Annotated in this window: 9 protein-coding genes; 7 read left to right on the forward strand and 2 right to left on the reverse strand. The window is 71.7% G+C overall.

Features of this window, described 5'->3' with window-relative positions:
* Positions 1 to 49 precede the first annotated feature (49 nt).
* Positions 50 to 844: an adenosylcobinamide-GDP ribazoletransferase gene (locus SSP29_RS15280; RefSeq protein WP_089101174.1), complete on the forward strand. Its 795-nt coding sequence runs from the start codon at positions 50 to 52 to the stop codon at positions 842 to 844.
* 15 nt (positions 845 to 859) lie between these two features.
* Here the strand turns inward: SSP29_RS15280 and SSP29_RS15285 are convergent, their stop codons facing one another.
* Positions 860 to 1,633 (reverse strand): endo alpha-1,4 polygalactosaminidase, encoded by a 774-nt coding sequence (locus SSP29_RS15285; protein ID WP_089101175.1) that lies wholly within the window; start codon positions 1,631 to 1,633, stop codon positions 860 to 862.
* A 342-nt stretch (positions 1,634 to 1,975) separates the two neighbouring features.
* Between SSP29_RS15285 and SSP29_RS15290 the strand changes: the two genes are divergently transcribed.
* The 6 genes from SSP29_RS15290 to SSP29_RS15315 all read left to right on the forward strand — a co-directional run bounded on the left by SSP29_RS15290 (position 1,976) and on the right by SSP29_RS15315 (position 11,884).
* The gene (locus tag SSP29_RS15290; RefSeq protein WP_089101176.1) at positions 1,976 to 3,520 is read left to right on the forward strand and encodes a leucyl aminopeptidase; all 1,545 of its coding nucleotides are present in this window, start codon (positions 1,976 to 1,978) and stop codon (positions 3,518 to 3,520) included.
* Positions 3,521 to 3,873: 353 nt separating this feature from the next.
* On the forward strand, positions 3,874 to 5,262 hold the full coding sequence (lpdA, locus tag SSP29_RS15295; RefSeq protein WP_089101177.1) for a dihydrolipoyl dehydrogenase: 1,389 nt from the start codon (positions 3,874 to 3,876) through the stop codon (positions 5,260 to 5,262).
* A gap of 60 nt (positions 5,263 to 5,322) precedes the next feature.
* Positions 5,323 to 7,116: a 2-oxoglutarate dehydrogenase, E2 component, dihydrolipoamide succinyltransferase gene (gene sucB, locus SSP29_RS15300; RefSeq protein WP_089101178.1), complete on the forward strand. Its 1,794-nt coding sequence runs from the start codon at positions 5,323 to 5,325 to the stop codon at positions 7,114 to 7,116.
* Between the two features lie 353 nt (positions 7,117 to 7,469).
* A complete protein-coding gene (locus SSP29_RS15305) occupies positions 7,470 to 8,093 on the forward strand; it encodes a GntR family transcriptional regulator (RefSeq protein WP_089101179.1) in 624 nt (207 codons plus the stop codon).
* A 366-nt stretch (positions 8,094 to 8,459) separates the two neighbouring features.
* On the forward strand, positions 8,460 to 11,171 hold the full coding sequence (aceE, locus tag SSP29_RS15310; protein WP_089101180.1) for a pyruvate dehydrogenase (acetyl-transferring), homodimeric type: 2,712 nt from the start codon (positions 8,460 to 8,462) through the stop codon (positions 11,169 to 11,171).
* A 194-nt stretch (positions 11,172 to 11,365) separates the two neighbouring features.
* Positions 11,366 to 11,884: a DUF4240 domain-containing protein gene (locus SSP29_RS15315; RefSeq protein WP_089101181.1), complete on the forward strand. Its 519-nt coding sequence runs from the start codon at positions 11,366 to 11,368 to the stop codon at positions 11,882 to 11,884.
* A gap of 35 nt (positions 11,885 to 11,919) precedes the next feature.
* Here SSP29_RS15315 and SSP29_RS15320 read toward each other — a convergent pair whose 3' ends face one another.
* Positions 11,920 to 12,159 carry a hypothetical protein gene (locus SSP29_RS15320; RefSeq protein WP_089101182.1) on the reverse strand — a complete coding sequence of 80 codons (240 nt, stop codon included), beginning with the start codon at positions 12,157 to 12,159 and terminating at the stop codon, positions 11,920 to 11,922.
* Positions 12,160 to 12,185: the final 26 nt, after the last annotated feature.

The raw sequence follows: 12,185 nt of genomic DNA on the forward strand, positions 1-12,185 counted from the left end.
AGTCCGGCCGGGGACGCGGTCCTTCCTGACCACCGGGTAACCTGCGCCGGTGGCTGCGACCTCTGCGACTCCCTGGCCGGACGGCCTCCGCTTCGCCTTCGGCACGCTCACCGTGTTCCCCGTGAAGGTCACCCGCTGGGACCGCGAGGCGGCCCGCGGCGGCATGCTGTCCGCTCCGCTGGCCGGCCTCGCGGTCGGCGTCTGCGCGGGGGCGGTCGGTGCGCTGCTGGTGGCGGTCGGGGCGAGTGCGCTGGTGGCCGCGGTCGCCGCCGTCGCCGTACCGGCCGTGCTCACCCGGGGGCTGCACCTGGACGGCCTCGCCGACACCGCCGACGGCCTGGGCAGCGGCAAGCCCGCCGAGGACGCCCTGCGGATCATGAAGCAGTCGGACATCGGGCCGTTCGGGGTGATCACGCTCGTCTTCGTCCTGCTCGGGCAGGTGGCCGCACTGGCCCAGGCCTACGGCGACGGGTGGGCGCGGGGCGCTCTGGCGGCGGTCGTCGCGGCGACGGTGGCCCGGCTGGCGCTGACGCTGGCCGCGGTGGAGGGGGTGCCCGCCGCCCGGCCGGAGGGGCTGGGGGCGGCGGTGGCCGGGGTGGTGCCCAAGGTGGGGGCGACCGTGGTCACGTTCGCGGTGATGCTGCTGGCGGCGGGCGCCGGGGCGCTGGTCGGGCCGGGCGACAGCCTGCGGGCGCTGCTCGCGGTGGTGGTGGCCGAGGCCGCGACGGACGGGCTGCTGCGGCACTGCAGGCGGCGGTTCGGCGGGGTGACCGGGGACGTGTTCGGGGCACTCGCCGAGACGGCGGCGACGGCGGCGCTCGTGGTGTTCTCGCTGGGCCACTGAAGGGCCGCCTCAGCCTCAGCAGGCCTTTCGCCACACCCCCAGCTCGTACTTCTTCTCCAGTGAGCTCAGTCGCAGCCTGCGTGACTGTGCGCAGAACCTGCTCGTCGGCAGTTCGTACTCCACGTGGAAGACCGCCTTGTCCGCCTTGACGAACGGCTTCAGGTCGTCGCACTCGCCGTACTGGGCGCACTGCTCGTTCACCGCGAAGTCGAAGTCCCCCACCAACTGCGGGATCTGGTCCAGGTCGTTCTTCAGGCCCACCGACATGCCCCGGTCGTGGGCGAGCCGGGCGATGAGCCTGTTGTAGCGGAGCTGGTCGGCCGCATCGAGGGCGAAGCCCGTGCGGTTCTTGTAGCCGTCCATGTTGTCGGGCTCCACCGCGTCGAAGCCCTTGTCCCTGCACATGTCGAAGCGGGCCGCCATCAACGGCTCCAGCACGTCCGTACGGCGGATGTCGAGCCAGCGCTCGCCCTTCCAGCCGTTGCCGCGGCCGAGCACCGACGCCGGGAACCTCTTCGCGTCGGGGCGCCAGTCCTCGTAGGCGCCGGTGGAGACGTAGCAGATGACCCTGCGGCCCTTGTCGTGCAGCGTGGCGACCGTCGCCCTGGACTGGTCGAAGCCGTCGATGTCGTAGACGGACGCCTTGACGGAGGTGTCGACACGGCCGCTCAGCTGCCACTGCCAGCTGATGCCCGGCCGGGGTTGCCAGCGTCCGGCGTCGTCCGGGGCCCGGGTGCAGCCGGCGAGCAGGGCCAGAAGGGCGAGCAGCGGGACGGCGCGGAGGTTCACCGGGCGGGCTCCAGGGTGTGCGGTCGGGTACCCGATGGATGATCTCCCGTCCCGGGCACGGCGCAGTACACCGGGGCCACGTGGATACAGCCCCGCGCCCCTGAAGGGGCGCTCCGCCTCCCGGCGCGGTGGAAAGTGGCTGCGACGCCACCCCCAGGTGAACACCCGCAGGAATGAGCGAACGCATACACACGCGTAGGCTCGTCCCGGGTGTTCGCCGACGGGGGTGAAGGCCCCGGTGGCAAAGCGCTCCGAGGGAACTCCCCAGGGTCGCTTCCCGGGCCCGGTCGACCCACCCGCTCGGCCACTGCAACTCAACATCGGAAGCGAGATTCCACCACCGTGACTGCTCTCACTCTCAGCACCTCAGCGGCGCCCGGCCTCCGGGCCGACGCGATCGTGATCGGTGTCGCCAAGGGCGCCAAGGGCCCGGTCGTCGCCCCGGGCGCCGAAGCCGTGGACACGGCCTACGACGGCAGGCTGGCCGCCGTCCTGGAGACCCTCGGTGCCTCGGGTGCCGAGGGCGAACTGACGAAGCTGCCCGCTCCGGACGGCTTCAAGGCCCCGCTGGTCATCGCGGTGGGCCTGGGCGCCGAGCCCGGCCGGGACGCGGACTACGAGGCCGAGGCGCTGCGCCGGGCGGCCGGTGTCGCCGCCCGCACGCTGGCCGGGGCCAAGAAGGCGGCCTTCGCGCTGCCGGTCGAGGACGCGGCCGCCGTGGGCGCGATCGGCGAGGGTGTGCTGCTCGGCGCGTACTCCTTCAACACGTACAAGGACAACGGTGCCGGCACCGGCACCGGCAAGAACGCGAAGGCGAAGAACGGCCGGACGCCGCTCGCCGAGGGCGTGCTGCTCGGCGGCAAGCCGCGGGACGCGGCCCACAAGGCGGCCCTGGCCCGCGCCACGGCCGTCTCCGAGGAGCTGAACCGGGCCCGCGACCTGGTCAACACCCCGCCGAACGACCTCACGCCGGCCGCGTTCGCCGCGATCGCCCAGGGCGCGGCCAAGGAGCACGGCCTGAAGATCCAGGTGCTCGACGACAAGGCGCTCGCCAAGGACGGGTACGGCGGCATCCTCGGCGTCGGCGGCGGCTCGGCCGCGACCCCGCGGCTGGTGAAGCTGTCGTACACGCACGCCGACGCGGACAAGCACCTCGCCTTCGTCGGCAAGGGCATCACCTACGACTCGGGCGGTATCTCGCTCAAGCCGGCCGGCCACAACGAGACGATGAAGTGCGACATGAGCGGCGCGGCGGCGGTGTTCGCGGCCGTCGTCACGGCGGCGCGGCTCGGCCTGCCGGTCAATGTGACCGGGTGGCTGGCGCTGGCCGAGAACATGCCGTCCGGTAGCGCCGTGCGCCCGGGTGACGTGCTGCGCATGTACAGCGGCAAGACCGTCGAGGTGCTCAACACGGACGCGGAGGGCCGGCTGGTGCTCGCCGACGCGCTGTGGGCGGCGTCGGCGGAGCAGCCGGACGCGATCGTGGACGTGGCGACGCTGACCGGCGCGATGATGCTGGCGCTGGGCAGCCGGACGTTCGGGATCATGGCCAACGACGACGCGTTCCGCTCCGCGGTGCACGAGGCCGCGGAGGAGGTGGGCGAGCCGGCGTGGCCGATGCCGCTGCCCGAGCACCTGCGCAAGGGGATGGACTCCCCCACCGCGGACATCGCGAACATGGGTGAGCGGATGGGCGGCGGGCTGGTCGCCGGGCTCTTCCTGCGCGAGTTCGTGGGTGAGGGGATCACCTGGGCGCACCTGGACATCGCGGGGCCGGCCTTCAACGAGGGGGGCGCCTTCGGCTACACGCCTAAGGGGGGCACGGGTTCGGCGGTGCGGACGCTGGTGCGGCTGGCGGAGCTGACGGCCGAGGGCGACCTCGGCTGACGTCGGGTTTTGTGGACGGGACCTCGCGCGCGGGTAGGGCGGGGTCCCGTCGCCTATTGGTTCGGGGCTTTCGGTTGTGTGGCGACTGCGGGTGATTCGTGGCTTGTCGCGCCCCGCGGCGGAGCCGCCAATGTCACGGCCCCGCGCCCCTTGCGGGGCGCTGCGTGTGGTGTCTCACACCCCAGCCCCGCGTCTCGTTCACCTCCGACAAGTGCGAAGATGGGGCTCGGCAGGACAGGGCCCCACCCACAGGGCCGAAAGAAGAGCGGCCGGACAACAGCCGACCGACCGGTCAACCACCCGTATGGGAAAAAGGTGCCCGGCGTACGGCGCACATGCATGGAGGACGTGACGTGGCGAACGACGCCAGCACCGTTTTCGACCTAGTGATCCTCGGCGGTGGTAGTGGCGGTTACGCCGCGGCCCTGCGCGGGGCGCAGCTGGGCCTGGACGTCGCCCTGATCGAGAAGGACAAGGTCGGCGGTACCTGCCTGCACCGGGGTTGCATCCCCACCAAGGCCCTGCTGCACGCGGGCGAGATCGCCGACCAGGCCCGCGAGAGCGAGCAGTTCGGTGTCAAGGCCACCTTCGAGGGCATCGACGTGCCGGCCGTCCACAAGTACAAGGACGGCGTCATCGCCGGTCTGTACAAGGGCCTGCAGGGTCTGATCGCCTCGCGGAAGGTGACGTACATCGAGGGCACGGGGCGTCTCTCCTCCCCGACCTCCGTGGACGTGAACGGCCAGCGCATCCAGGGCCGCCACGTCCTCCTGGCGACCGGCTCCGTGCCGAAGTCGCTGCCGGGCCTGGAGATCGACGGCAACCGCATCATCTCCTCCGACCACGCCCTCGTCCTGGACCGCGTGCCGAAGTCCGCGATCATCCTCGGCGGCGGTGTCATCGGCGTCGAGTTCGCCTCCGCGTGGAAGTCCTTCGGTGCCGACGTCACCGTCATCGAGGGCCTCAAGCACCTCGTCCCGGTCGAGGACGAGAACTCCTCCAAGCTTCTTGAGCGCGCGTTCCGCAAGCGCGGCATCAAGTTCAACCTGGGCACCTTCTTCTCGAAGGCCGAGTACACCGCCGACGGCGTCAAGGTCACCCTCGCCGACGGCAAGGAGTTCGAGGCCGAGGTCCTGCTCGTCGCCGTCGGCCGCGGCCCGGTCTCGACCGGTCTCGGTTACGAGGAGCAGGGTGTCGCCATGGACCGCGGCTACGTCCTGGTCGACGAGTACATGCGGACCAACGTCCCGACCATCTCCGCCGTCGGCGACCTGGTGCCGACCCTCCAGCTCGCGCACGTCGGCTTCGCCGAGGGCATCCTGGTGGCGGAGCGCCTGGCGGGTCTGAAGACCGTCCCGATCGACTACGACGGTGTCCCCCGCGTGACCTACTGCCACCCGGAGGTCGCCTCCGTCGGCATCACCGAGGCCAAGGCCAAGGAGATCTACGGTGCGGACAAGGTCGTCGCGCTGAAGTACAACCTGGCGGGCAACGGCAAGAGCAAGATCCTGAACACCGCGGGCGAGATCAAGCTCGTCCAGGTGAAGGACGGTGCCGTGGTCGGCGTCCACATGGTCGGCGACCGCATGGGCGAGCAGGTCGGCGAGGCCCAGCTGATCTACAACTGGGAGGCGCTGCCCGCCGAGGTCGCCCAGCTCATCCACGCCCACCCGACGCAGAACGAGGCGATGGGCGAGGCCCACCTGGCCCTGGCCGGCAAGCCCCTGCACTCGCACGACTGACCCTCGGTCGACACAAGCGACGACTCAGACTTCCGCAATTCGTAAGGAGCAACCGAAACCATGGCGGTTTCCGTAACCCTTCCGGCGCTCGGCGAGAGCGTCACCGAGGGCACCGTCACCCGCTGGCTGAAGGCCGAGGGTGAACGCGTCGAGGCCGACGAGCCGCTGCTCGAAGTCTCGACCGACAAGGTCGACACCGAGATCCCGGCCCCCGCCTCGGGCGTCCTGGCCTCCATCAAGGTCGCCGAGGACGAGACGGTCGAGGTCGGCGCCGAGCTGGCCATCATCGACGACGGCACCGGCGCCCCGGCTGCCGCTCCGGCCCCGGCCGCCGAGCCCGTCGCCGCTCCGGCTCCGGCCGCCCCGGCCCCCGCGCCGGTAGCCGAGGCCCCCGCCGCCCCCGCCCCGGCCCCCGCTGCCGCCGCCCCCGCCGCTGCGCCTTCTGTCCCCGGAGGGGTCGGCGCGTCCGGCACGGACGTGGTCCTGCCCGCGCTCGGTGAGTCCGTCACCGAGGGCACCGTCACCCGCTGGCTGAAGTCGGTCGGCGACTCCGTCGAGGCCGACGAGCCGCTGCTGGAGGTGTCCACCGACAAGGTCGACACCGAGATCCCGGCGCCCACCTCGGGTGTGCTGCTGGAGATCACGGTCGGCGAGGACGAGACCGCCGAGGTCGGCGCCAAGCTCGCCGTCATCGGCGCCCCGGGTGCCGCCCCGGCCGCCCCGGCTCCGGCGCCCGTCGCCGCTGCCCCGGCTCCGGCTCCGGCCGCTCCGGCCCCCGCGCCCGCCCCGGTCGCTCCGGCGCCCGCCCCGGTCGCCGCCGCTCCGGCTCCGGCCGCTCCGGCCCCGGCCCCCGCGCCGGTGGCCGCCGCCCCCGTCACCCCGGCTCCGTCCCCGGCCGCTCCGGTCGACGAGGGTGCCTACGTCACCCCGCTGGTCCGCAAGCTCGCCGCCGAGAACGGCGTCGACCTGGGCTCCGTCAAGGGCACCGGCGTCGGCGGCCGGATCCGCAAGCAGGACGTGCTCGCCGCCGCCGAGGCCGCGAAGGCCGCCGCCGCTGCTCCGGCCCCCGTGGCCGCCGCCGCTCCGACCGCCGCCGCTGCTGCCAAGAAGGCCCCGGCGCTGGAGGTCTCCCCGCTGCGCGGCCAGACCGTCAAGATGCCCCGCATCCGCAAGGTCATCGGCGACAACATGGTCAAGGCGCTGCACGAGCAGGCGCAGCTCTCCTCGGTCGTCGAGGTCGACGTGACCCGCCTGATGCGGCTGCGCGCCCAGGCCAAGGACTCCTTCGCCGCGCGCGAGGGCGTCAAGCTCTCCCCGATGCCGTTCTTCGTCAAGGCGGCGGCCCAGGCGCTGAAGGCCCACCCGGCCATCAACGCCCGGATCAACGTGGAAGAGGGCACGATCACCTACTTCGACACCGAGAGCGTCGGTATCGCGGTGGACTCCGAGAAGGGCCTGATGACCCCGGTCATCAAGCACGCGGGCGACCTCAACATCGCCGGTATCGCCAAGGCCACCGCCGAGCTCGCGGGCAAGGTCCGGGCGAACAAGATCACCCCGGACGAGCTGTCCGGCGCGACCTTCACCATCTCCAACACCGGCTCGCGCGGCGCGCTGTTCGACACGATCATCGTGCCGCCGAACCAGGTCGCGATCCTCGGCATCGGTGCCACGGTCAAGCGTCCGGCCGTCATCGAGACGGAGGAAGGCACGGTCATCGGCGTCCGCGACATGACGTACCTGACCCTGTCCTACGACCACCGCCTGGTGGACGGCGCCGACGCGGCCCGCTACCTGACGGCCGTCAAGGCGATCCTGGAGGCCGGCGAGTTCGAGGTCGAGCTCGGTCTCTGACCAGGTCGAGGATCTCAACGAGGTCTAGCTCGGCCTCTGACCCCCAGCGGGTTCCAGAGGGTTCCACGGTGCCCCGTCCGGAGTTCTTCCGGGCGGGGCACCGTCGTCCCACCCGGGCGTCAACCGGGCGTCGGACCAGGTGAGCGGCGTCGCCACCCGCACCTCGGCTCGCCGGTCCCGGGGCCGGCGCCGACGCGGAAGCGGCGTCCTTCAGCGGTACGGGGCTTACAGAACCCGTCGGCCCGGCAAGCGTGTAAGTCTCGTCTCACCTGCGCGAAAGCGCCCCCGCACGCCTCTCCCGAAGGGCGGTCCGGCCTTATTGTCTAAACGTCAAACGCCCTTAAGGAGCTCCCATGACCGCGCCCGTCGTCCACTCGCTGCGCGAACAGATCCGCGAGCACATCGTGGAGGGAATCGTCAGCGGGCGCTGGAAGCCGGGCGAGCGGATCGTGGAGCGTCGGATCGCGACGGAGCTGGAGGTCAGCCAGACGCCGGTCAGGGAGGCGCTGCGCGAGCTGGAGTCCCTCCGTCTCATCGAGTCGGCGCCGAACAAGGGCGTGCGGGTGCGGAACCTGACGGCGGCCGACCTGGAGGAGAGCTACCCGGTGCGGGCCGGCCTGGAGGCGATCGCGGCGGAGCTGGCGGCGGAGAAGCTGGCCGAGGACTGCTCAGCCCTTGAGCCGCATGTGGCGGCCCTCTACGACGCCGACCGGAACGCCGACGGCACGGCCCAGGTCCGGCACACGGTCGGCTTCCACCGCGAGCTGGTCCGGGCGGCCGGGAACTCGGTGCTGCTGCACACCTGGGAGGGCCTGGGCATCGAGGTCTTCACGGCGCTGTCCATCCGCTGGCTGGGCACGGTCCAGCAGTCGTACGCGGAGGAGCACGAGGAGCTGGTGGCGGCGTTCCAGCGCCGGGACCCGCGCATCGCGGACATCGTGAAGTCCCACGTCCTGGGCTGCGCCCCGAGACCGTGAGCCTTCGGGGTCACGGCAAGCCCGGCACCGCCGAAAAGCGCCGTCGCGGCTGATCGCCGTCGCGGTGGAGAAGACCTGGCGGGAAGCCCCTCCCACACACGAGCGCGCCCTCGCTCAAACACCGCCTCACCTGCGTAAACGCCGGTTGGATCACGTCACCCGGTGCCACTGCCGAAGGCACGCCGTGCCGACTTTCTCGGAATCGAGAGGTTTTGCCCCTCAACCCTTTGATCGATCATCGATCAGGGAGTTAGAGTCACCGACGGGCTCGCACCCGGGCCCTCTGCCCTGTCCTGCCAAAGACCAAGGGCACCCCCGAACCCCTTGCCGATGAGGGAACCCCCTTCGACTGAGGAAGGCGGCGACATGACCGACCCCCAGGCCATCCAGCCGAGCGCGCTCGACCAGCTCCCGGACCGGGACCCGGAGGAGACCGCCGAATGGCGGGCCTCCCTGGACGCCGTGGCCAGGGAGGCCGGGCCGCACCGCGCCGCATACCTGATGCGCCGCACGCTGGAGCGCGCCGAGGCGGACGGCATCGCGCTGCCGAGGCTGCTGGAGACGGACTACCTCAACACCATCCCCACCGCCGCCGAGACGGCCGTCCCCGGCGACGAGGAGCTGGAGCGGAAGATCACCGCGTGGAACCGCTGGAACGCGGCCGCGATGGTCACCAGGGGCAGCAAGTACGGCGTCGGCGGCCACATCGCCACCTTCGCCTCCGCCGCCTGGCTCTACGAGACCGGCTTCAACCACTTCTTCAAGGGCAAGGAATCCCCGGATTCGCCCGGCAGCGGCGACCAGCTCTACATCCAGGGCCACGCCTCCCCCGGCATCTACGCCCGCGCCTTCCTCGACGGCCGCCTGACCGAGGCGCACCTCGACCACTTCCGCCAGGAGGCCGGCGGCAACGGCCTCCCGTCGTACCCGCACCCGCGCCGCCTCCCCTGGCTGTGGGAGTTCCCGACGGTGAGCATGGGCCTCGGCCCGCTCTCGGCCATCTACCAGGCCCGCTTCAACCGCTATCTCACCAACCGCGGCATCAAGGACGTCTCCGCGTCCCACGTCTGGGCCTTCCTCGGCGATGGCGAGATGGACGAGCCGGAGTCGACCGCGGCCCTCGCGCTGGCCGCCCGTGAGGAGCTGGACAACCTCACCTTCGTCGTCAACTGCAACCTGCAGCGCCTCGACGGCCCGGTCCGCGCCAACTTCAAGATCGTGCAGGAGCTGGAGGCCCAGTTCCGCGGCGCCGGCTGGAACGTCGTCAAGACGCTCTGGGGCACGGCGTGGGACGAGCTGTTCGCGCTCGACACGACCGGGGCGCTGGTACGCCGGCTGCGGCAGGTACCGGACGCGCAGGTGCAGACGTACCAGACGCGCGACGCCGCCTACATCCGCCAGGACTTCTTCGGCGCCGACCCGGCGCTCGTCGAGATGGCGAAGCTGCTGAGCGACGACAAGATCCTGGAGTGCTTCCACCTCTCGCGCGGCGGTCACGAGGCGCGCAAGGTGTACGCCGCGTACAAGGCCGCCGTCGAGCACAAGGGCGCGCCGACCGTCATCCTCGCCCAGACCGTCAAGGGCCACACCCTCGGCAACGGCTTCGCGTCGAAGAACGCCAACCACCAGATGAAGAAGCTGACGGTGGACGAGTTCAAGGCGATGCGCGACCTGCTGGAGCTGCCGATCGCGGACAGCGCCTTCGTCGACGGTGTGGTGCCCTACGGCCACCCCGGCGCCGACTCCCCCGAGGTCCGGTACCTCCAGGAGCGCCGGGCGGCTCTCGGCGGCCCGGCCCCGGCCCGCCGCACGCATGCCCTGGCCCCGCTGCCCGCCCCCGCCGACAAGGCCTTCGCCTCCTTCGACAAGGGTTCCGGTTCGCAGAACGTGGCGACGACGATGGCCTTCGTCCGTCTGATCAAGGACCTGGTCCGCGACAAGGAGACCGGGAAGCGCTGGGTGCCGATCGTGCCCGACGAGGCGCGCACCTTCGGTATGGAGAGCCTCTTCCCCTCCCTCGGCATCTACTCGCCGAAGGGGCAGACGTACGAGCCGGTCGACCGTGACCAGCTGATGTACTACAAGGAGGCCAAGAACGGCCAGATCCTCAACGAGGGGATCACCGAGGCCGGTTCGATGGCCGACTTCATCGCCGCGTCCACCGCCTACGCGACGCACGGCGAGGCGATGATCCCGTTCTACATCTTCTACTCGATGTTCGGCTGGCAGCGGACCGCCGACCAGATGTGGCAGCTCGGCGACCAGCTCGGCCGCGGCTTCCTCGTCGGTGCGACCGCCGGCCGTACCACCCTGACCGGCGAGGGCCTGCAGCACGCCGACGGCCACTCCCCGGTGATCGCCGCGACCAACCCGGCCGCGCTGACCTACGACCCCGCCTTCGCCTACGAGATCGCGGCCATCGTCAAGGACGGTCTGCGCCGTATGTACGGCGAGCCGGCGCCGGGCGAGGACCCGAACGTCTTCTACTACCTGACCGTCTACAACGAGCCGCTCCCGCAGCCCGCCAAGCCGGCCGGGCTCGGCATCGACGAGGGCATCGTCAAGGGCCTCTACCGCTTCAACACGGCGGAGTCGGCCGGACTGACCGTGGTGGCGAACGCCCCGCGCATCCAGCTGCTCGGCTCCGGTACGGCGATCCACTGGGCGCTCAAGGCGCAGCGGCTGCTGGCCGAGGAGTGGGGCGTGGCCGCCGACGTCTGGTCCGCGACCTCCTGGTCCGAGCTGCGCCGGGACGCCATGGAGGCGGACGCGGCCCTGCTGCGCGGCGAGGAGCGGGTGCCGTACGTCCGCCAGGTGCTGCACGGCGCGGAGGGCCCGGTCCTCGCGGTCTCCGACTACATGCGCCAGGTTCCCGACCAGATCGCGCAGTGGGTCGAGCAGGACTGGTCCTCGCTGGGCGCGGACGGCTTCGGTCTCTCCGACACCCGTGACGCGGCCCGCCGCCACTTCGGCGTCGACGCCGAGTCGGTCGTCGTGGCGGCCCTGGCCCAGCTGGCCAGGCGCGGCGAGGTCAAGGCGACCGCGGTGAAGGAGGCACGGGAGCGCTACGGGCTCTGAGTGTCCTGAGCGACCTGGGTGACCTGGGTGACCGCCGACGGCGCGGTCCGGCAGCCACTGCCGGACCGCGCCGTCGTGTCAGCCGCCGGCGGTCGGGCGGCGGCGGTCGGGCGGCGGCGGTCGGGCGGCGGCGGATAACAATCCGCACCACTCCGCGTGCGCCCCCGCCGCCCAGGCACGATGCTGGACCCGTGATGGACGAGACGGAGTTCTGGGAGCTGGTCGACGCCACCCGCGAGGCCGCCGAGGGCGACCCGGAGGAGCAGGCCGACCTGCTGGTGGAGCGGCTGCTCCAGCTGGAGCCGGACCTGGTCCTGGACTTCGCCCGTCACTTCGAGGCCCGCTACAACCGCGCCTACCGCTGGGACCTGTGGGGTGCCGCCTGGGTTCTGCTGGACGGGGCCAGCGACGACGCGTTCGACTTCTTCCGGTGCTGGCTCATCGCCCAGGGCCGGGAGATCTTCGAGGGCGCCCTGCACGACCCGGACGCGCTGGCGGAGCTGCTGGACGACTTCGACGAGGAGATCGACGGCGACGGCGAGGAGCTGGGGTACGCGGCGGACGAGGCGTACGAGCAGCTCACCGGGACCGTGGCGCCGGACCTGGGCATCGCCCCCGCGCCCTCCGAACCCGAGGGCACCCCGGTCGACCTGGAGAACGAGCGGGTGCTCGCCGAGCGGTTCCCCAGACTCTGGGACCGCTTCAAGGAATAGCGGAATAGAGGAATAGCGGAATAGCGGAGCAGGCGTCAGGCGGCGGTACGGCGGCGGGTCGCGTCGGACGGGATGTACGCCTGCGTCTGCTCGGCCTTGACCGCATGGTGCATGGGCGCCGCGTTGGCCTGGTCGAGGGCGGACGCGGTGACCGCGGCCGGGCCGAGGACGACCGTCGCGACCGCGCAGACCACGGCCCAGGGGCCCCGGGACGCCCTGACCCGACCGGCCTTCTCCGTGGCCTCCGAACGGGCTTCGGTACGACTGCTGTTCATGATCCCCACCTCCAGTCAGTGCTGCT

The organism is Streptomyces hyaluromycini, from assembly GCF_002217755.1.
Taxonomy (GTDB): domain Bacteria; phylum Actinomycetota; class Actinomycetes; order Streptomycetales; family Streptomycetaceae; genus Streptomyces; species Streptomyces hyaluromycini.

Coding starts and splice junctions, on each gene's coding strand:
- sucB (WP_089101178.1), top strand. CDS start 5,323: ATGGCGGTTTCCGTAACCCTTCCGGCGCTCGGCGAGAGCGTCACCGAG.
- SSP29_RS15305 (WP_089101179.1), top strand. CDS start 7,470: ATGACCGCGCCCGTCGTCCACTCGCTGCGCGAACAGATCCGCGAGCAC.
- aceE (WP_089101180.1), top strand. CDS start 8,460: ATGACCGACCCCCAGGCCATCCAGCCGAGCGCGCTCGACCAGCTCCCG.
- SSP29_RS15315 (WP_089101181.1), top strand. CDS start 11,366: ATGGACGAGACGGAGTTCTGGGAGCTGGTCGACGCCACCCGCGAGGCC.
- SSP29_RS15320 (WP_089101182.1), bottom strand. CDS start 12,159: ATGAACAGCAGTCGTACCGAAGCCCGTTCGGAGGCCACGGAGAAGGCC.